The following is a 20,196-nucleotide window of genomic DNA, read 5'->3' on the forward strand; positions in this document are numbered from 1 at the left end:
CAAAACGCTGCCATTTCGCCAGGTCACATCCTAATCCCGCCTAGGAAATTGACCATCCGTTAAGAAGGGTTTTTGCGCCCCACTGATAAAAACGCGTAAAGGGTGACTGACAGCGGCGCTCGCTTCTGACAAAATACAGGCAATCCCCCCTTTCAAACGTTACAGACGGAATCTTCTCTCTGATGGCAGCAAAGATTATTGACGGTAAAACGATTGCGCAGCAGGTGCGCTCTGAGGTCGCGGAAAAAGTGAAGGCGCGTAAAGCCGCCGGAAAACGCGCCCCCGGGCTGGCCGTTGTGCTGGTTGGCAGCAACCCGGCATCGCAGATTTATGTCGGCAGCAAGCGCAAAGCGTGTGAAGAGGTCGGCTTCGTCTCCCGCTCTTACGATTTGCCGGAAACCACCAGCGAAGCAGAACTGCTGGAACTTATTGATACCCTGAATGCCGATAAAGAGATCGACGGTATTCTGGTTCAGTTGCCGCTGCCGGCAGGTATCGACAACGTGAAGGTGCTGGAGCGTATCGCACCGGATAAAGACGTTGACGGTTTCCATCCGTACAACGTTGGCCGCCTGTGCCAGCGCGCGCCGCGTCTGCGTCCGTGCACGCCGCGCGGTATCGTGACGCTGCTGGAGCGTTATAACATCGACACCTACGGCCTGAACGCCGTGGTTATTGGCGCGTCCAACATCGTGGGGCGTCCGATGAGCATGGAGCTGCTGCTGGCCGGCTGCACCACCACCGTCACTCACCGCTTCACCAAAAACCTGCGTCATCACGTAGAAAATGCCGATCTGCTGATCGTCGCGGTCGGTAAGCCGGGCTTTATTCCAGGCGAATGGATTAAAGAGGGGGCGATTGTCGTGGACGTCGGGATTAACCGTCTGGAAAGCGGCAAAGTGGTCGGCGACGTGGTGTATGAAGATGCCGCGGCTCGCGCCTCTTACATCACGCCAGTGCCGGGCGGCGTAGGCCCGATGACCGTTGCAACACTGATTCAGAATACGTTGCAGGCATGCGAAGAATATCACGACGTAGAGGACGCGTAAGATGGCGACTTTTTCATTAGGTAAACATCCGCACGTTGAGCTGTGCGATCTGCTGAAGCTGGAAGGCTGGAGCGAAAGCGGCGCGCAGGCGAAAATTGTTATCGCCGACGGGCGAGTAAAAGTCGACGGCGTGGTAGAAACGCGCAAGCGCTGCAAAATTGTCGCGGGCCAGACCGTGAGCTTTGAAGGACAGAGCGTGACCGTTACGGCCTGAGCCGTCTGATGCCCTCACCCTAACCCTCTCCCACAGGGAGAGGGGATAAAAATCCCCTCACACCCATCACGGTTATTTATCGATCAACTTCAAATAATCACTATTTCATCTGTTGAAATGTGAAAATTCAGTTGCGCGTTTTTCACTCTTTGCCCACGATGAGTAGAACGTTCTACTAAAACGTTCTACTTACAATAACAGCGCCGAAAAAAGCGCTACTCGGGGGAAATCAGCATGAGTCTGATATCAGGGTTTGTTAAATCGCTGTCTAAGTTATCGATGATTGGTCGCGCCTTAATGCTGCCAATTTCACTGCTTCCCGCTGCGGGCCTGCTGCTGGCCTTCGGCGATAAGTTTCATCTGCCGCTGATGATGAACGCGGGCGGGGTTATCTTTGATAACCTGCCGATGCTGTTTGCCATTGGCTCTGCCGTCGGTCTGGCGTCGGAATCCGGCATTGCGGCACTGTCTGCGGCGGTCTCGGTGTTTGTCACGAATATCACCATCAGCACCGTACTGAGCATCACGCCAGAAATGGCCTCTCAGGGCGGAAAATACGCCATGGTCGTCGGCATCCCGACGCTGCAGATGGGCGTTTTTGGCGGCCTGATCTGCGGTATTCTCGCGGCCTGGTGCTATAACCGCTTCCACACCATGCAGCTGCCGGAATTCCTGGGCTTCTTCTCCGGTAAGCGCTTCGTGGCGATCGCAACGGCGTTCCTTTCATTCCTGATGGGGCTGCTGCTGCCGTACGTCTGGCAGCATATTCAGGCCGGTATCGACGCGCTCTCGGTGGTGGTTAACGGCGATAACCAGGCGGCGTCGACCTTTATCTTCGGTCTGGTGGAGCGCGCGCTGATCCCGCTCGGTCTGCACCATATCTGGTACCCGTCTTTCTGGTATTCGTTCGGGGATTACACCACCCAGGCCGGCCAGGTTATCCACGGCGACCAGACCATCTGGTTCAAGATGCTGGAAGAAGGGGTGAAATCCTTCAGCAGCGACACCTATCAGAACGCCGGTAAGTTCATGCAGGGTGAATTCCCGCTGATGCTGTTCGCGCTGCCCGCCGCGTGCCTGGCGATGTATCACGAAGCCCATACGAAGAATAAGAAAATCGCGGCCGGTATTCTGTTCTCCGCGGCGCTCACCTGCTTCCTGACGGGGATCACCGAACCGGTTGAGTTTACCTTTATCTTCGTGGCGCCGATTCTGTACGTCTTTAACGCCATCATGGCGGGTCTGGCATACATGACCATGTATCTGCTGCACGCGCATATCGCCAAGTCGTTCTCTGCGGGCTTTATCGACTACCTGTCATTCGGGATCCTGCCGTCATTCAACGGCTACCAGACCAACTTCCTGAACGCCATTATCATCGGTATTCCAATGGGCCTGATCTATTACTTCACGTTCCGCTTTGTGATCCGCCGCTTCGACGTGAAAACGCCGGGCCGCACGGAAGTCACCGCTAACGCGGATGAGAAGTCAGATTCCGAGCTCGCAACCGAGATCATCACCCTGCTGGGCGGGGCGCATAACATCGACTCCGTCGGCTCCTGCATCACCCGTCTGCGCCTGGAAGTGGCAAAAAGCGAGGCGGTAGACAGAGACGGCCTGAACGGGCTCGGCGCGCGCGGCGTGGTCTTCGTCGGCGACAACGGTATTCAGGTGATTTTCGGTGCCAGAGCACAGTTTATCGCCCAAACCATGTCCACCATGATCGGCAAATAATAAGATGCCTGAACGACGCGTCTCCTGTACGCTGGGAGACGCATTGTCGTATCTGGCTGATAATCGGTTAAATTCAGGGAGTGGTTTTGAAGAAAGTCAGCATTATTGATGTCGCAAAGCACGCGGGCGTTTCGGTCTCAACCGTCTCGCTGGTGCTGCGCCAGAAAGGGAAAATCTCAGAGGCCACGATCGGGAAGGTCAACGCTGCCATCAATACGCTGGGCTATGTTCATAACGTCGCAGCTGCCAACCTCCGCGCCAACACCTCCAACCTGATTGGTCTGATCCTCCGCGACTTTAGCGACAGCTTCTCCATCAAGGTGATGGCGAGTATCGTCCAGGAGCTGGAAAAACAGGGATATATGGTTTTTCTCGGCCAGCCGCAGAACGACGCTGACCATCTTGAGCGCTGCCTGCTGTCGTTTAAGCAGCAGGGCGTCGCCGGGGTTATCTATCTGGCCTCGGACACCCGCACGTCCACCCTGCCGGAACAGATTCGCCGCTGCCCGCTGCCGCTGGTGGTGGTTTCTCAGTCCCTGCTGGATGAAAAATGCAACCTCGTGATGCGCGATAACCGCCAGGCGGCAAATCTGGCGGTGCGTTATCTTATCGAGCGCGGCCACCGCAATATCGCCTACATTGGCGGGCGTGAAGGCTGCCTTATCCGCGAGCAGCGCCTGCTTGGCTTTCGCAGCGCGATGACGCAAAACGGCCTGGTCTGGCGCGATGAATTCTCGCCGGCCTGCAGCGATGACACGCTGGCCGCGGGTTTCGCCACCCGCCAGTTGCTGGAAAAAAACAACACCATTACCGCCCTGCTCTGCCACTCGCCGGATGCGATGATCGGCTCCATTTCCGGTATTCATCAGGTCGGACGTACGGTGGGTAAAGATGTGTTTCTGACGCAGCAGGTCGCGCTGGTCGGTTTCGAAGATATGCTGCACGTTAACCTCACCTCGCCGTCATTTACCTACGTCTCGTCCGCCAGCGAAGAGACGGGGCGTCAGGCGGCCGGGCTGATTATTCGCACGCTGAAGGAGCCGACGCTGCAAACGCAGCGTATTACGCTCTCCGGGCAGCTTATCGCGCGCGAGTCGGCGTAAATCAGAATTTAACCAGGCTCGGCTGTGTGGCATTCACTGCTATAGTTCCATGATTTGCCACGGATAAATACGATGCCTACCGTTATTACGCACGCTGCTGTTCCGCTTTGCCTGGGCTTAGGTCTGGGAACAAAAGTTATTCCTCCCCGCCTGCTGTTTGCCGGCATTGTCCTCGCCATGCTGCCCGACGCTGACGTGCTGGCGTTTAAGTTCGGCGTCGCTTACGGCAACGTTTTCGGCCATCGCGGCTTTACCCACTCCCTGCTGTTTGCCTTTGTGGTGCCGATACTCTGCGTGCTGATTGGCCGACGATGGTTCCGGGCAAGCCTGACCCGGTGCTGGCTATTTTTAACCGTGTCATTGCTGTCGCACAGCCTGCTGGATTCAATAACGACGGGCGGGAAAGGCGTCGGCTGGCTGTGGCCGTGGTCAGATGAACGCTTCTTTGCGCCGTGGCAGGTGATTAAGGTCGCGCCGTTTGCGCTGTCGCGCTATACCACGCCGTATGGGCACCAGGTCATTCTCTCTGAACTGATGTGGGTGTGGCTGCCGGGTGTGGTGCTGATGGGGTTGTTGTGGTGGAGGCGGAGGTAAAAGCAAAACGGCAACTCACGTTGCCGTTTTTAGTGTTTGCACCCTCTCCCTGTGGGAGAGGGCTGGGGTGAGGGCATCAGCGCGCACCAGACTTACTTACGGCGCCAAGTCGTGCCCTGCGGGCCATCTTCCAGAATGATACCCATCTCGGTCAGACGGTTACGCGCCGCATCTGCCGCCGCCCAGTCTTTCGCCTGACGCGCTTCCAGACGCGCTTTGATCAACGCTTCAATTTCCGCCACTTCGCCGTCGTCCGCCTGCGCGCCGCTCTGCAGGAACGCGTCCGGCTCCTGCTCCAGCAGGCCAAGCACGGAAGAGAGCTTACGCAGATGCGCCGCCAGCGCATTCGCTGCTGCCATATCCTCTGACTTCAGGCGGTTCACTTCGCGCGCCATGTCGAACAGCACGGAGTACGCTTCCGGGGTGTTGAAGTCATCGTTCATCACCTCAACAAAGCGTGCTTCAAACGCTTCGCCGCCAGCGGCAGGAACAGACCTGTCGGTTCCGCGCAGCGCGGTGTACAGACGCTCCAGCGCCGAACGCGCCTGCTTGAGGTTCTCTTCGCTGTAGTTCAACTGGCTGCGATAGTGGCCGGACATCAGGAAGTAGCGCACGGTTTCCGCGTCGTAATACTTCAGCACGTCACGCACGGTGAAGAAGTTGCCCAGCGATTTGGACATCTTCTCGCGGTCAACCATTACCATCCCGGAGTGCATCCAGTAGTTAACGTACTCGCCGCCGTGGGCGCAGGTGGACTGCGCGATTTCATTTTCGTGGTGCGGGAACATCAGGTCTGAACCGCCGCCGTGGATGTCGAAGTGTTTGCCCAGCTGTTTGCAGTTCATCGCGGAACATTCAATGTGCCAGCCCGGGCGGCCTTCACCCCACGGGGATGGCCAGCTTGGTTCGCCCTCTTTGGACATTTTCCACAGCACGAAGTCCATCGGGTTGCGCTTCACGTCTACCACGTCAACGCGCGCGCCGGCCTGGAGCTGGTCCAGATCCTGGCGGGAAAGCGAACCGTAGGTGGGATCGGTCGGCACCGAGAACATCACGTCACCGTTGTCCGCCACGTAGGCGTGACCGCGTTCGATCAGCTTTTCGGTGATGTCGATAATTTCGTGAATATGGTGGGTGGCGCGCGGCTCGCTGTCCGGACGCAGAATATTCAGGGCGTCGAAATCTTTGTGCATCTCGACGATCATACGATCGACCAGCGCCACAAAGCTCTCGCCGTTCTCATTAGCTCGCTTGATGATTTTATCGTCGATGTCGGTGATGTTACGCACGTATTTCAGGTTGTACCCCAGAAAACGCAGGTAGCGTGAAACTACGTCGAAGGCGACAAAGGTACGGCCATGGCCAATGTGACAGAGATCGTAAACCGTAATACCACACACGTACATGCCGACTTCCCCGGCATGAATAGGTTTAAATTCCTCTTTTTGGCGCGTCATTGTATTAAAGATTTTTAACATCGAAGATTCCATATAAACACGTGTGTGGTTGAAAACCGGCTATTCTACCCGTAATTCAAACCCGAAGCAGCACACAATGCAAGGTGATCGCATCCTGTGGTTATGCTATAACAAGCCCCTATATATGACCCGAACGCGGGTCGACGTACCACAATAACGGAACAGGATGCAAAAATGGTTACTTTCCACACTAATCATGGCGATATCGTAATCAAAACCTTTGATGACAAAGCGCCTGAAACAGTTAAAAACTTCCTGGACTACTGCCGCGAAGGTTTCTACAACAACACCATCTTCCACCGCGTGATCAACGGCTTTATGATCCAGGGTGGCGGTTTTGAACCTGGCATGAACCAGAAAGAAACCAAAGAAGCGATCAAAAACGAAGCGAACAACGGCCTGAAAAACACCCGCGGCACGCTGGCAATGGCCCGTACTCAGGCGCCTCACTCTGCTACCGCGCAGTTCTTCATCAACGTGGCTGATAACGACTTCCTGAACTTCTCCGGCGAAAGCCTGCAGGGTTGGGGCTACTGCGTATTCGCAGAAGTGGTTGAAGGTATGGACGTGGTTGACAAGATCAAAGCCGTCTCTACCGGCCGCAGCGGTATGCACCAGGACGTTCCTAAAGAAGACGTTGTGATTACAAGCGTGACCGTCAGCGAGTAATTCGTGGCGACACTCTTTATTGCAGATTTGCATCTGCAAACGGAAGAACCGGCGATTACCGCCGGTTTTCTACGTTTTTTACGCGGTGAAGCGAAAAGCGCCGACGCACTGTACATCCTGGGCGATCTCTTTGAAGCCTGGATTGGCGACGACGATCCTAACCCGCTGCACCGTGAAATGGCCTCGGCCATTAAAACGCTGGTGGATTCCGGCGTCCCCTGCTACTTCATTCACGGCAACCGCGATTTCCTGGTCGGCAAGCGCTACGCCCGCGAAAGCGGCATGACGCTGCTGCCGGAAGAACAGGTGCTCGACCTCTATGGCCGCAAGGTGCTGATCATGCACGGCGACACGCTCTGCACTGACGATACCGGCTACCTGGCATTTCGCGCTAAGGTCCATACACCGTGGATCCAGACGCTATTCCTCGCCCTGCCTCTGTTTATCCGCAACCGCATCGCCGCCAGCATGCGCGCGAGCAGTAAAGCCGCCAACAGCAGCAAATCCATGACCATCATGGACGTGAACCCGCAGGCGGTTGTCAACGTCATGGAAAAGCACCGCGTGCAGTGGTTAATCCACGGCCATACCCATCGTCCTGACGTGCATTCCCTTATCGCCAACGGCGAACCGGCCCACCGCGTCGTCCTCGGTGCCTGGCACAGCGAAGGATCGATGGTCAAAGTCACGCCCGAAGGCGTCGAACTCATCGCTTTCCCGTTTTAATCCTCGCGCAAATTTATTCAATTTAATTGAACGATATCGGCAAATTGTTTCGATTTTAATCAGTCCATGGTCGGTCTATTATTTATCACATCAGGGCAACATGCCCTATCCCAGATAAATTACTTAAGGAATACGACCATGAAATCCATCAAAACTTTCGTTGCAGTTGCCGCACTTTCTCTGGCTTCTTTCGGTGCTTTCGCTCAGAGCGTCAGCGCAACCGGTTCAACCCTTGACCGCGCAGAAGCGAAAATTGCTGCACAGGCCGCTGAACAGGGCGCCTCTTACAAAATCACCAGCGCACAGTTCAACAACCGCGTGCACATGACCGCAGAACTGACTAAATAATGATTGCCGAACAACGAAAACAGACCGCCAGAACGCGGTCTGTTTTGTTATGAATGGATGGCAACAACGGCTCACCTTTTAACCGCGCAACCGTTTTCCTTGCCCGTATAACATGCTATTCTCTGTGCCCTCGAAAGCAGTGTGTTTCGCACCACAGGAGTTTTAAGACGCATGTCTTCCCGCAATAATCCGGCGCGTGTCGCCATCGTGATGGGGTCCAAAAGCGACTGGGCTACCATGCAGTTCGCCGCCGAAATCTTTGAAATCCTGAATGTTCCGCACCACGTAGAAGTGGTCTCCGCACACCGTACACCGGACAAACTGTTCAGCTTCGCCGAAAGCGCCGAAGAGAACGGTTATGAGGTGATCATTGCCGGTGCGGGCGGCGCAGCACATCTGCCAGGCATGATTGCCGCCAAAACGCTGGTGCCGGTTCTCGGCGTCCCGGTACAAAGCGCCGCACTGAGCGGTGTTGATAGCCTCTACTCCATCGTTCAGATGCCGCGCGGCATTCCCGTCGGCACGCTGGCAATTGGCAAAGCGGGTGCCGCAAACGCCGCCCTGCTGGCCGCGCAGATCCTCGCAACGCACGATAGCGCGTTACGTCAGCGTCTGGCGGAGTGGCGTAAAGCCCAGACCGACGAGGTGCTGGACAATCCGGACCCGCGGGGTGCGGCATGAAGCAGGTTTGCGTCCTCGGTAACGGCCAGCTGGGCCGCATGCTGCGCCAGGCAGGTGAACCGCTGGGTATTGCCGTCTGGCCCGTCGGGCTGGATGCTGAACCTGAAGCCGTGCCGTTCCACCAGAGCGTGATTACCGCCGAGATCGAACGCTGGCCGGAGACGGCCCTGACGCGCGAGCTGGCGCGTCACAACGCCTTTGTTAACCGCGATGTGTTCCCGATCATTGCCGACCGCCTGACGCAAAAGCAGCTGTTCGACAAGCTCGGCCTTGCGACCGCGCCGTGGCAGCTCCTGTCCGATAAAAGCGAGTGGAATGACGTCTTCGCGATGCTGGGCGACCTGGCAATCGTGAAGCGCCGCGTGGGCGGCTACGACGGCCGCGGCCAGTGGCGTCTGCGCGCGAACGACACCGCCGAGCTGCCGGATGACTGCTACGGCGAGTGCATCGTTGAGCAGGGCATCAACTTTAGCGGCGAAGTGTCGCTGGTGGGCGCGCGCGGGCACGATGGCCGCACGGTGTTTTACCCTCTGACGCATAACCTGCATCAGGACGGTATCCTGCGCACCAGCGTGGCCTTCCCGCACGCCAATGCCGACCAGCAGGCGCAGGCGGAAGATATGCTCTCTGCCATCATGCACGAACTCGGCTATGTGGGCGTCATGGCGATGGAGTGCTTTATCACCCCGTCCGGTCTGCTGATCAACGAACTCGCGCCGCGCGTGCACAACAGCGGCCACTGGACGCAAAACGGTGCGTCCATCAGCCAGTTCGAACTGCATCTGCGCGCCATCACCGACCTGCCGCTGCCGCAGCCGGTGGTGAACAGCCCGTCGGTGATGATCAACCTGATCGGCACCGATCTGAACTACGACTGGCTGAAGCTGCCGCTGCTGCACCTGCACTGGTATGACAAAGAGGTTCGCGCGGGTCGTAAAGTGGGTCACCTGAACCTGAACGACAGCGACACGGACCGCCTGAGCGCCACGCTGGAAGCGATGATCCCTCTCCTGCCGCCGGAATATGCGAGCGGCATTGTCTGGGCACAATCAAAGCTTAAATAGCGCGCCCTCCGCCGGGGAGTTGACCTCCTCTTTCCCCGGCGTACAATTCCCGCCCATTGCTGCTTAGCTTTTTTCTGGAATACCCATGAACGATGGAACGGACTATCGCGCGATCCTCGCGTCCGATACCCCTTTAATCGACGTTCGCGCGCCGATCGAATTTGCCCAGGGCGCGATGCCCGCCGCCCTTAACCTGCCGTTGATGAACGACGACGAACGCGCCGCCGTGGGCACCTGCTATAAACGCCAGGGGCCAGACGCCGCGCTGGCGCTCGGCCATAGTCTGGTAAAGGGTGAGACGCGCGATGCGCGCATCAACGCCTGGCGCGAAGCCTGCCTTGCCCATCCTGAGGGCTTTCTCTGCTGCGCGCGCGGCGGCCAGCGCTCGCATATCTCCCAGGCCTGGCTGAAAGAGGCGGGTATCGATTACCCGCTGATCCGCGGCGGCTATAAGGCCCTGCGTCAGGCGGCGATTCAGGCGACCATCGAGCAGTCACAAAAACCGATGGTGCTCATCGGCGGCTGTACCGGAAACGGTAAAACGCTGCTGGTGAAGCAGCACGCGCAGGGAATCGATCTGGAAGGGCTGGCGCACCATCGCGGTTCCTCGTTTGGCCGCACGCTGACGCCGCAGCTTTCCCAGGCAAGCTTTGAGAATCACCTTGCCGTTGAGCTGCTGAAAAAAGATGCCGCGCGCTGGGTGCTGGAAGACGAGGGCCGGATGATTGGCTCCAACCACCTGCCGGAATGCCTGCGCGACCGCATGGTTGAAGCGCCTATCGTCGTGGTGGAGGACCCGTTTGATATTCGTCTTGAGCGCCTGCGCGAAGAGTATTTCGACCATATGTGGGCGGACTTTTCTGCCGCATACGGCGAGGAAGCGGGCTGGAAAGAGTACAGCGAGTACCTGCACCACGGCCTGTTCGCCATTCGCCGCCGTCTGGGGCTGCAGCGGTATGCTGAGTTCACCGCGCTATTAGATTCCGCGCTGCTGGAACAGCAACGCTCTGGCAGCACCGACGCGCACTTCAGCTGGCTTGCGCCGCTGCTGAAGGACTATTACGACCCGATGTACGGCTATCAGCTGGAGAAGAAAGCGGAGAAGATTGTGTATCGCGGGACGTATGGAGAAGTTGCGGAGTGGCTTGATCGCTGAAAAATAGAGCCGGGTGGCGAGGTAAAAGCAAAACGGCAACCAGGGTTGCCGTTTTTAATGTTTGTTCCCTCTCCCCGTGGGAGAGGGTCAGGGTGAGGGCATCAGACCGCACCCAACATGACGACTTAGAAGTCGTAACGCAGACGCACCAGGTTCATGTCGCCCAGGTTGTCGGTGCTGGAGGTGAACACGTGTTCGTAATCCACGCGGAAACCGTAATCCAGCTGGAAGCTGATACCCACGCCGTTGTCGATGCGCTGGTAGTTACGGCCGTTCACGTACTCAATACGGTCGCCCATGAAGTATGGCTGGATGGATTTAACCGCGTACTGCCCGACTGGGAATTTGTAACCCGCGAAGTATTCAATACCCCAGGCGTCACCCGCAAAGTAGTCGTTTACAGACACTTTTTTGGTGGTCAGGAAGTTCTGATACCAGCCGCCGCCTGCGGAGAAGGTCCAGTTATCCGGCGTCCAGCTCAGCGCGGTACCGAGGATGTTCTGGTCGTAGGATTTGCTGTCGCCGTTGTCCGGGTTACGCATATCCGCACGGGTGTAGTTCCACGCGGCGCCCCAGGTCAGATCGGTGGTCAGGTGGTAATCCAGACCCAGTGAACCGCCGCCTTTACGCTTGTAGCGCAGGCCGTTGCCCGGCAGGTATTCGCTGTCTTCAAACAGGTAGGATGCATAAATGTCAGCATCGCCCACGGTTTTCTTATATTTCAGCATCTGGCGTGAACGATAAGAACCGTCGTAGTCGCCGTTGATCCCGTTACCTGGCGCCTGACCAATCATGTCATAGTCCCAGATATCGGTTTTCACGCCAACCACGTCATAGTAAACGCTGTTCTGTTGACCGAAGGTCAGCGTACCCCAGGTGTCGCTCTTCAGACCGGTGTAGAGCATACGACGCGTGGTGTCGTGCGCACCTTCGGCGTAGTGGTGATCCCAGTTAAACTGCGCAGGAATGTTCACACCCAGCTCGTAGTAGCTGATCCAGCTGATGTCATCAAACAGGTAGTAATCTGCTGCGAAACGGAAACGGGTGCCGCCGTCGAAGCCGTTACGCTTGTAGCTGTTTTTACCGTCGTCGCCGGTCATGTTCTGGAACTGAGGACGGATACTGCCGCCAACGGTGAAGTTCAGGCGGCTCAGCGGGTTACCCGCCTGAGGATCCTGTTTAAGAACGGTGATTTCCGCCTGAGAAGCGAAGGACGTGAATGCCACTGCCGCGCCGATCGTTGCCGCCAGCGCTGATTTTTTTATAGTCATTATTTTTCCTTAATAGACACGCTGCTAAATATTTAGCTGGTGAATATTAACTGGAAATAATCGGCCTGTGTGGACGGGTTTTTAATGTTTTGTGCTACTAAATGAATGGGTATTATCACTTTGTGCTATTTAAGCATTGCGCGCCGGTATTAAAACCCGGCGCGCAATTATCACTGTACTAAATCAACTCGTAAACTGACGGAACAGGGCTTTGCCCTTTAACAGCCGCGTGCCGAGCCAGCCTCCGCAAAGAGAAAGCAGCACCGCGCCGCACAGAGGCAGTATCAACCAAAGGCGCCAGTCAGGCTCCCACGGGAAGTCGAACACTTTCGTCTGCAACACCGCCAGCGCCGTCTCTGCGCCCATGGCCGCCACCAGACCGGCCACCAGCCCCAGCAGCGCAAACTCGCTCCAGAGCGTCATCCGCAGCAGCCGCTTACCGGCCCCCAGCGTGCGGTAGACCACCAGCTCCTGATGCCGCTGGCGCATGCCCACCTGCACCTGGGCCAGCAGCAACAGCACGCCGCAAATTGTCACCAGCACCACCATCACCTCCAGCGCGCGGCTCACCTGCTCCAGCACCTGCCCCACCTGCTTCAGGATCGCGCCGATATCCAGCAGGCTGACCGTCGGGAATTCCCGGTTCAGCTGGGTCAGCATGCCGTTACCGTTCTCCCAGCGGAAGCTGGTCAGCCAGCTCTGCGGCTGCCCGTCCAGCGCCCCCGGCGGGAAGATAAAGAAGAAGTTTGGCCGCAGGCTTTCCCAGTCAACTTTACGCAGGCTGGTGACTTTCGCGGTAAAATCCTGGGTATCGCCGGTAAAGGTGACGCTATCTCCCGGCTTCACGTTCAGGCGCGTCGCCAGCCCCTCTTCCATCGACACCTCTCCCGCTTTCGGCGGCCAGGTGCCGGCGGTAATCGGGTTGTGATCCGGGCGTTTCTCCTGCCAGGTCAGGTTCAGCTCGCGGTTAAGCGACTCGTCTTTGTTTCCCTCCGTTGGCTGGCCGTTGATCTGCGTCAGCCGCGCGCGAACGATGGGATAGAACGACTCCGGAATAATATGATGCTCGGACAGGAAGCCCTTCAGCGGCGCGACCTGCTCAGGGGCGATATTGATCAGGAAATAGTTCGGGCTTTCCGGCGGCAGCTGCTGCTGCCAGCGGTCGAGCAGATCGCCGCGCAGCACCAGCAGCAGGGCCAGCAGCATAAACGACAGCGAAAAGGCCGAAAGCTGGCTCAGCGTAGACCAGGGCTGGTGCAGCAGACGGTTGACCGCCAGGCGCACGGGCAGGGATTTTACCGTCAGTCGCTTCAGGACGTTGAGCAGTATCCAGCCCAGCACGCCGCACAGCAGTGCCAGCACAACCGCTCCGGCCAGCACCGCCCACAGCAGCGTGCTGCCCCCCATCAGCCAGGCCAGCAGCCCCACCGCCACCGCAATAATCACCGGAAGGTGGAACTTCAGCGGCCAGACGTTCGCCACCACATCGTTGCGGAGCACGCGCAGCGGCTGCGTAGCGAGCAGCAGACGGTAGGGCCGTAGCCCCACCAGCACCGAGATCACCGTCATTGCGCCCATCGCCCACAGCCACGGCCAGAAGCTGGCCGGCGGCAATGCGGCCGGGAGCACCGGTTTCAGCATCACCATCAGCAGTTTTTCAAACAGCAGCCCCATTATCCCGCCGGTCAGCGCGGACAGCATCAGCAACATCAGCCACTGGCCGACAATCAGCTTACGCAGCTGCGCCCTGCCCGCCCCCAGGGTTTTGAGGATCGCCACCAGGTCGTAGCGGCTGCGGCAGTAGTGCCCCATCGCCACGGCTACCGCCGCCACCGCCAGCAGCAGGGTTAACAGTGCCGACAGCAGCAGGAACTGCTGAGAACGTTCAAGAGATTTGCCGAGCGCCCCCTCGTCCTGCTCCAGCCCGTACCAGCGATGTTCCGGCTTCAACTGCGGCAGAAGCCATTTTTCATACGTATCAAGCTGCGCAGGCGTGCCGCCAAACTTATAGCGCCAGGTGACGCGGCTGCCCGGCTGCACGGCGTTGGTTTTCGCCACGTCAGCGGTATTCATCATCAAACGTGGCGCAAGCTGGAACGGGTTAAAGCCGGAGTCGGGCTCCTGCACCACTTCCCCGGCGATTTTCAGCGTGGCATCACCCACGTCGATACTGTCGCCGGTTTTCAGATTCAGGAGCGCCATCAGCCGCGGGGCCAGCAGTACCGTGCCGGGCTCTGGCTTCAGCCCGGGCGGGCTGGTCTGCAGTTCACCGTACATTGGGTAGATATCATCGACGGCTTTGACGCTTGCCAGCTGCGGCGTGTCGCCCGCGAAGGTCATCGTCTGGAAGGTAATCTGTTCTCCCACCTTCAGCCCCAGCGTGCGCGCCTCGTCAATCCAGCCCGGCGGAACGGCGCGCGAGCTTTGCAGCGCCCGGTCTCCCGCCATAAACTCCCGGCTCTGCTGGCTGAGCCCTTTTTCCATCCGGTCGCTGACGCTGCCGAGCGCCAGCACGCAGGCCACCGCCAGGCTTAACGCCAGCCAGACAATCAGCAGCGAGGGCGAGCGCCACTCGCGCCAGAACCAGCGGGTAATCATGCCTCCTCCTGAAGAATACCGTTAACCAGCCGCAGGCGACGGTCGCAGCGGGCGGCGAGCTGCGGATCGTGGGTCACGAGGATCAGCGTGGTACCGTGCTCGCGGTTGAGCGAAAACAGCAGGTCGGCAATCCTGTCACCGGTTTTACGGTCAAGGTTACCGGTGGGCTCATCGGCAAACAGCACTTCCGGGCGGCCGTTAAACGCCCGAGCCAGCGCCACGCGCTGCTGCTCACCGCCAGAAAGCTGCGCGGGAAGATGGTCGAGACGTTTCCCCAGACCGAGCTGTTCAAGCAGCGCCTTCGCGTGAGCGCGGCTTTCACGGCTATTTTCCCCGCGCAGAAGCGCCGGGAGTTCGACGTTTTCCAGCGCGTTCAGCGTCGGGATCAGCATAAAAGATTGAAAAACAAAACCAACGTGACGCGCGCGCAGCGCGGCCCGCGCCTCTTCATCAAGCTGATGCAGCGGTTTCCCAACCAGGTGGACTTCGCCGCTGCTGCCGTCGTCCAGACCGGCCAAAATCGCCAGCAGCGTGGACTTACCGGAACCGGATTCGCCAATCAGCGCGATGGTTTCAGCGCGTTTGACAACGAGTTCAACTCCAGTAAGGATGGAAAGCTCGTGTTCCCCCTGACCGACGGACTTCTTAAGATGATGAACTTCAACACTGTTTTCCGCTGGCATTTGCCCTTCCTGTTTTTGATTCTGATGACCTTCCGCGCGGCGGCAGCGGACACGTTACTGGTTCTTGGCGACAGCCTGAGCGCAGGCTACCGCATGGCGGCCAGCGCGGCCTGGCCCGCCCTGCTCAATGACAAGTGGCAGAGCAAGACGTCGGTTATCAACGCCAGCATCAGCGGCGATACCTCTCAGCAGGGTTTATCGCGCCTGCCTGCGCTGCTCAAACAGCATCAGCCGCGCTGGGTGCTGGTTGAGCTTGGCGGTAATGATGGCCTGCGCGGTTTTCAGCCTCAGCAAACGGAGCAAACGCTGCGCACCATTTTGCAGGACATCAGGGCGGCAAACGCCCAGCCGCTGCTGATGCAAATTCGCCTGCCCGCCAACTACGGTCGTCGGTATAATGAGGCTTTTAGCGCGATCTACCCTAAGCTTGCCAAAGAGTTTGATATTCCGCTGCTGCCATTTTTCATGGAAGAGGTCTATCTCAAACCCCAATGGATGCAAGACGACGGGATCCACCCCAATCGCGATGCTCAGCCGTTTATTGCCGACTGGATGGCAACGCGGCTGGCTCCTTTAGTTAAACATGACTCCTGATTAAGCGGAGATCCTGACAGGTAAAGTTATGCAAAAATCGGTCTTAATTACAGGATGTTCCAGTGGAATCGGCCTTGAAAGCGCGCTTGAACTAAAGCGCCAGGGATTTCGGGTTCTGGCGGCCTGCCGCAAACCCGACGATGTCGAACGCATGAACGGGCTGGGCCTTACCGGCGTGCTGCTGGATATGGACTCGCCGGAGAGCGTTGAGCGCGCCGCTGATGAGGTCATCGCGCTGACCGACAATCGTCTTTACGGGCTCTTTAACAATGCCGGTTACGGCGTGTATGGCCCGCTGGATACGCTCTCCCGCGAAACGCTGGAGAAGCAGTTTTCGACCAACTTCTTCGGCGTACATCAGCTCACCATGCGTCTGCTCCCCGCGATGCTGCCGCACGGTGAAGGGCGCATCGTGATGACATCGTCGGTGATGGGGTTAATTTCAACCCCAGGCCGCGGCGCCTACGCCGCCAGCAAATATGCGCTGGAGGCCTGGTCCGACGCCCTGCGCATGGAGCTGCGCCACAGCGGCATTAAGGTTAGCCTGATTGAACCCGGCCCGATCCGCACCCGCTTTACCGACAACGTGAACCAGACGCAGGCGGATAAACCGGTCGAGAACCCCGGCATTGCCGCACGCTTTACCCTCGGGCCCGAAGCGGTTGTTGCCAAAGTGCGCCATGCTTTTGAAAGCGAACACCCTAAAATGCGCTATCCGGTCACGCTGGTCACCCACGCCGTAGGCTGGTTAAAACGCCTGCTGCCGGGCCGGATGATGGACAAAATTTTACACGGTTGAGTTGAAGCGACGTCGCGCATCCCCATGTAAAGAACAAACCGACAAAAGAGAAAGCCGCATGTCCGTACAGAATATCGTCAATATTACTGAAGCAAACCTGCAACAGACCCTTGAACAGTCGATGACCAAACCGGTCCTGTTCTACTTCTGGTCTGAACGCAGCCAACACTGTCTGCAGCTGACGCCGGTACTGGAAAGCCTTGCCGCCCAGTACAACGGTCAGTTCATTCTTGCCAAGCTGGACTGTGACGCAGAGCCGATGGTCGCGTCTCAGTTTGGCCTGCGCGCCATTCCCACCGTCTATCTGTTCCAGAACGGTCAGCCCGTTGACGGCTTCCAGGGGCCGCAGCCGGAAGAGGCAATCCGTGCTCTGCTGGATAAAGTGCTGCCGCGCGAAGAAGAGCTGAAAGCGCAGGAAGGCATGGCGCTGATGCAGGAAGGCAAATATGACGAGGCGCTGCCGCTGCTCAAAGACGCGTGGCAGCTGTCGAAGCAGAACAGCCAGATTGGCCTGCTGCTGGCAGAAACGCAGATCGCCCTGCACCGCTCGGAAGACGCGGAGGCCGTACTCAAGACCGTTCCGCTGCAGGATCAGGACACCCGCTATCAGGGCCTGGTGGCGCAGATTGAGCTGCTGAAGCAGGCCGCGGACACCCCGGAGATTCAGCAGCTGCAGCAGCAGGTTGCCGATAACCCGGCCGACGCCGCGCTGGCAAGCCAGCTGGCGTTGCAGTTACATCAGGTGGGACGCAACGAAGAGGCGTTGGAGCTGCTGTTTAGCCATCTGCAAAAAGACCTCGCCGCCGCAGACGGCCAGGCGCGCAAGATGTTCCAGGAGATCCTCGCCGCGCTGGGCACCGGCGACGCGCTGGCGTCGAAGTACCGTCGTCAGCTGTACGCGTTGCTCTACTAACAAAAAAATGCCCGGTGGCGCTAACGCTTACCGGGCCTACAAAAGACGGTTTATTCCGACTTTTTCAACTGCGTCACCACCAGCTGGTGGCGCGCGTTGTAGAACTTCCGATAGGTCAGGTAGCAGGCAATGATGGTTGACAGGCTTGCCGTGGAGAGCAGCATAAACGTCACCATGATCTGATACTTAATCGCTTTTACCGGATCGATACCCGAAAAAATCAGCCCCGACATCATGCCCGGCAGGCTCACCAGCCCAACCGTTTTGGCGGAATCCACCGTCGGGATCAGCGATGAACGAATGCTTTCACGAATCAGCCGCGCCGAGGCCACTTTTGGCGTGGCCCCCAGGCTTAGTTTCTCCTGCAGCTGCTGCTGTTCGCTGCTGAAACGCTGGCCAAGGTTGTTATAACAGAGCCCAACGGCCACCATGGCGTTCCCCGCAATCATCCCCGAGATAGGGATAACCTGCATCGGCGTAAACTCAATCGAGCCGGAGAGTACCAGCACCGCCAGCGTGAGCGCCGTCCCGGTGGTAATCGCGATAAACGATGAGATAAACGCCTTATCAATGTATTTACTGCGCTTTTGCGCATTCCAGGCCGCGTTAAAGCAGATAAAGAGCACCATCAGCAGCGTCAGGACCGCGTGGTTGACGTTGAAGATGTACTTCAGCACATAGCCGACGATGATGAGCTGAATCACCGCGCGGCAGATACTCCACACAATATCTTTTTCCAGCCCCAGCTTTTCGCGGTAGCTGACCACAATCGCAATCAGCACCAGCACCATCGAAAACGCCAGGGATTCATTGGTAATATTATGCTCACCCACGGTTTGCCTCCTGCATTTTTCCACCGTGCGGCTGGAGCGTAATCACGTCATCCGCATGGGTAATTTCGCTGGCGTCGTGCGTCACCCACAGCACGGCAATATTCTGCTCGCGGACGTAACGATGAATAATCTCGTTAACGTTGCGTTTGTTGGCGTCATCAAGCGCGCTGGTAATTTCATCCAGCAGCAGCACCTTCGGTAAAAACTGCAGGTTGCGGATGAGCGAGACGCGCTGCTTTTCACCGCCCGACAGCGCATTAATGGATTTGGTTAACGTCTCCTCCGCAAGGCCAAAGCGGGCCAGATCCCGGGTGAATTTTTCCGGCTCCGGCGTTTTTTGACGGATTTGCCACGGGAAAATCAGGTTGTCATAGACCGTATCGCCAAAAAGCGTGGGGGTTTGCACACAATAGGAAACCTGCTGGCGATAGCTTTCCGGAGAAAGTGACGCAATATCCTGGCCTTCAAACAGAATGGTGCCCTCAGTGGGGCTGAGCAAGGAGGCCACAATCTTCAGCAGCGTGCTTTTACCACAGCCTGAAGGGCCCGTTATTAATTTAAACTCGCCCGGCGACAGGCAAAACTCGACGTGCTGAAGGATGGTGTTTTCCCCGACACGAAACCCGACATCCCTGAGATGTATTAAGTTTTTTTTATCGTTCATTGCGCTTCCGTTAACCGCTTTTTGTCATAACCGCCTGTAGCATAATCCTTTCGTGCGCACAGAGCGAATAGCCTCACGCTAAAGCAAGTGTTAAACTTTTTGTTTGTCATTTGTCACCACCATCACTACAGGAAGTATGCAGCATGGCACACATCTTTTATGAGTTCCCTTCCCTGAAGCCTGGTGTTCCTGATGTCGAAACATTAATGGAAGTCATCAAATCTTCGGAACTCACGCGTTTTGTCATTGGTGCAGAGGTGGTCGATTTTGTTAAGAAGGCGCTCATCGTGAACACCACGATCGGCAGTTTCAAAAATTGCTATTTCGCCTTCGACAACGGGACACACTTCCTTGAATTTGACGGCAAAGGAAAATCAAAGCGTTTTAACGAGGTGCCTGACTGGTTCGTCTCTCCGGCTGAATTTTCTCGCACCCAGTGGCTTATCAACCACGACCTTGCGGAAGTGAAAGCAACCCAGTTCATTGACGTCCTGATGACCTACCCGCTGAAAGCCCGCCGCGCGCACTGCAATTTGCTATTTGGGCTGGAGCTGGAAAAAGTGAACGCGGTGCCGGCCTCGGCGTCTGCGGCAGGTAAAATCGGCAATAAAAACGGTAAAACGACCAAGCCCCGCGTCACCGATCTGGGCTCGTTTGAGCTGTTCAGCCAGTTCTTTGCGCGCATGAAAACCGCCGTGATGGCCGATGAGTTCCCCACCCTGCAGGTCCTGACGGGAATGGATAATCTGGCAAAAGCGCCGCACAGCTTAAAGCAGGGTATCCGAACGTGGTTCAAAGCCATCGCGGGCGACCTTCCACCTAACAACAAGCGCGTTGAGGCAGGGAATGCCGTACTGTTCTGCGCCCCCATTCGCGAACAGATCCAGCATATCGAAGCGCTGGGGCTGGAGAATTACTACCAGGGATTATCCAAAGCCATCGCAAAGGCGGGTGATGGATTCATCTCTGACTTTACCTATACTTACGAGCAATAAACACACACTTTCACTCGTCACAGCATGCAA

21 protein-coding genes are annotated in these 20,196 nt (G+C 57.4%); 15 read left to right on the forward strand and 6 right to left on the reverse strand.

Annotated features, from left to right (window positions below; translation table 11 throughout):
• The first annotated feature begins 182 nt into the window (after positions 1-182).
• The 5 genes from folD (at position 183) to ABR39_RS12640 (ending at position 4,694) form a co-directional block, all read left to right on the forward strand.
• Entirely contained in the window at positions 183-1,049 is an 867-nt protein-coding gene (gene folD, locus ABR39_RS12620) for a bifunctional methylenetetrahydrofolate dehydrogenase/methenyltetrahydrofolate cyclohydrolase FolD (RefSeq protein WP_045328445.1), read from the forward strand.
• 1 nt (position 1,050) lies between these two features.
• Positions 1,051-1,263: a ribosome-associated protein YbcJ gene (gene ybcJ / locus ABR39_RS12625; RefSeq protein WP_023310640.1), complete on the forward strand. Its 213-nt coding sequence runs from the start codon at positions 1,051-1,053 to the stop codon at positions 1,261-1,263.
• 234 nt (positions 1,264-1,497) lie between these two features.
• Complete coding sequence (locus ABR39_RS12630; RefSeq protein WP_025756120.1) at positions 1,498-2,997, forward strand: PTS transporter subunit EIIC; 1,500 nt, start codon at positions 1,498-1,500, stop codon at positions 2,995-2,997.
• An 86-nt stretch (positions 2,998-3,083) separates the two neighbouring features.
• The gene (gene malI / locus ABR39_RS12635; protein ID WP_047347220.1) at positions 3,084-4,100 is read left to right on the forward strand and encodes a Mal regulon transcriptional regulator MalI; all 1,017 of its coding nucleotides are present in this window, start codon (positions 3,084-3,086) and stop codon (positions 4,098-4,100) included.
• A gap of 72 nt (positions 4,101-4,172) precedes the next feature.
• Complete coding sequence (locus ABR39_RS12640) at positions 4,173-4,694, forward strand: metal-dependent hydrolase (RefSeq protein WP_047347221.1); 522 nt, start codon at positions 4,173-4,175, stop codon at positions 4,692-4,694.
• 92 nt (positions 4,695-4,786) lie between these two features.
• On the opposite strand, the gene cysS is transcribed toward ABR39_RS12640, so the two are convergent.
• Positions 4,787-6,172, reverse strand: a complete 1,386-nt coding sequence (gene cysS / locus ABR39_RS12645; RefSeq protein ID WP_047347222.1) for a cysteine--tRNA ligase — start codon at positions 6,170-6,172, stop codon at positions 4,787-4,789.
• Between the two features lie 174 nt (positions 6,173-6,346).
• Between cysS and ppiB the strand changes: the two genes are divergently transcribed.
• The 6 genes from ppiB (at position 6,347) to mnmH (ending at position 10,816) form a co-directional block, all read left to right on the forward strand.
• The gene (gene ppiB / locus ABR39_RS12650) at positions 6,347-6,841 is read left to right on the forward strand and encodes a peptidylprolyl isomerase B (protein WP_010428247.1); all 495 of its coding nucleotides are present in this window, start codon (positions 6,347-6,349) and stop codon (positions 6,839-6,841) included.
• Between the two features lie 3 nt (positions 6,842-6,844).
• On the forward strand, positions 6,845-7,567 hold the full coding sequence (gene lpxH, locus ABR39_RS12655) for a UDP-2,3-diacylglucosamine diphosphatase (protein WP_047347223.1): 723 nt from the start codon (positions 6,845-6,847) through the stop codon (positions 7,565-7,567).
• 138 nt (positions 7,568-7,705) lie between these two features.
• A complete protein-coding gene (locus ABR39_RS12660) occupies positions 7,706-7,915 on the forward strand; it encodes a YdgH/BhsA/McbA-like domain containing protein (RefSeq protein WP_047347224.1) in 210 nt (69 codons plus the stop codon).
• A 171-nt stretch (positions 7,916-8,086) separates the two neighbouring features.
• Positions 8,087-8,596: a 5-(carboxyamino)imidazole ribonucleotide mutase gene (purE, locus tag ABR39_RS12665; RefSeq protein WP_047347225.1), complete on the forward strand. Its 510-nt coding sequence runs from the start codon at positions 8,087-8,089 to the stop codon at positions 8,594-8,596.
• Positions 8,593-9,660, forward strand: a complete 1,068-nt coding sequence (gene purK / locus ABR39_RS12670) for a 5-(carboxyamino)imidazole ribonucleotide synthase (protein ID WP_047347226.1) — start codon at positions 8,593-8,595, stop codon at positions 9,658-9,660. Before purE ends, purK begins: the two co-directional genes overlap by 4 nt.
• Before the next feature lie 85 nt (positions 9,661-9,745).
• Positions 9,746-10,816, forward strand: a complete 1,071-nt coding sequence (gene mnmH, locus ABR39_RS12675) for a tRNA 2-selenouridine(34) synthase MnmH (protein ID WP_047347227.1) — start codon at positions 9,746-9,748, stop codon at positions 10,814-10,816.
• Between the two features lie 125 nt (positions 10,817-10,941).
• On the opposite strand, the gene ABR39_RS12680 is transcribed toward mnmH, so the two are convergent.
• From ABR39_RS12680 to ybbA, 3 genes are all read right to left on the reverse strand, one after another.
• A complete protein-coding gene (locus ABR39_RS12680) occupies positions 10,942-12,087 on the reverse strand; it encodes a porin (RefSeq protein ID WP_047347228.1) in 1,146 nt (381 codons plus the stop codon).
• 183 nt (positions 12,088-12,270) lie between these two features.
• Entirely contained in the window at positions 12,271-14,685 is a 2,415-nt protein-coding gene (gene ybbP / locus ABR39_RS12685) for a putative ABC transporter permease subunit YbbP (RefSeq protein WP_047347229.1), read from the reverse strand.
• Positions 14,682-15,368: a putative ABC transporter ATP-binding protein YbbA gene (gene ybbA / locus ABR39_RS12690; RefSeq protein ID WP_047347390.1), complete on the reverse strand. Its 687-nt coding sequence runs from the start codon at positions 15,366-15,368 to the stop codon at positions 14,682-14,684. The genes ybbP and ybbA overlap by 4 nt, the downstream gene beginning before the upstream one ends.
• Here ybbA and tesA point away from each other — a divergent pair.
• From tesA to ABR39_RS12705, 3 genes are read left to right on the forward strand one after another with little or no spacing between them, the layout of a single operon-like run.
• Positions 15,339-15,962, forward strand: coding sequence for a multifunctional acyl-CoA thioesterase I/protease I/lysophospholipase L1 (gene tesA / locus ABR39_RS12695; protein ID WP_047347391.1), 624 nt, complete (start codon positions 15,339-15,341; stop codon positions 15,960-15,962). The two genes, ybbA and tesA, sit on opposite strands and share 30 nt — an antisense overlap.
• A gap of 28 nt (positions 15,963-15,990) precedes the next feature.
• A complete protein-coding gene (locus ABR39_RS12700; protein WP_047347230.1) occupies positions 15,991-16,761 on the forward strand; it encodes an SDR family oxidoreductase in 771 nt (256 codons plus the stop codon).
• A gap of 58 nt (positions 16,762-16,819) precedes the next feature.
• Positions 16,820-17,674, forward strand: coding sequence for a co-chaperone YbbN (locus ABR39_RS12705; RefSeq protein WP_047347231.1), 855 nt, complete (start codon positions 16,820-16,822; stop codon positions 17,672-17,674).
• Positions 17,675-17,724: 50 nt separating this feature from the next.
• On the opposite strand, the gene fetB is transcribed toward ABR39_RS12705, so the two are convergent.
• Entirely contained in the window at positions 17,725-18,507 is a 783-nt protein-coding gene (gene fetB / locus ABR39_RS12710; protein ID WP_047347232.1) for an iron efflux ABC transporter permease subunit FetB, read from the reverse strand.
• A complete protein-coding gene (gene fetA / locus ABR39_RS12715) occupies positions 18,500-19,171 on the reverse strand; it encodes an iron efflux ABC transporter ATP-binding subunit FetA (RefSeq protein ID WP_047347233.1) in 672 nt (223 codons plus the stop codon). Before fetA ends, fetB begins: the two co-directional genes overlap by 8 nt.
• A 143-nt stretch (positions 19,172-19,314) precedes the next feature.
• On the opposite strand from fetA, the gene ABR39_RS12720 reads away from it, so the two are divergent.
• Entirely contained in the window at positions 19,315-20,166 is an 852-nt protein-coding gene (locus ABR39_RS12720; protein ID WP_047347234.1) for a hypothetical protein, read from the forward strand.
• The last annotated feature ends 30 nt before the right edge of the window (positions 20,167-20,196 follow it).

This window comes from Enterobacter genomosp. O, from assembly GCF_001022965.1.
GTDB lineage: Bacteria > Pseudomonadota > Gammaproteobacteria > Enterobacterales > Enterobacteriaceae > Enterobacter > Enterobacter cloacae_L.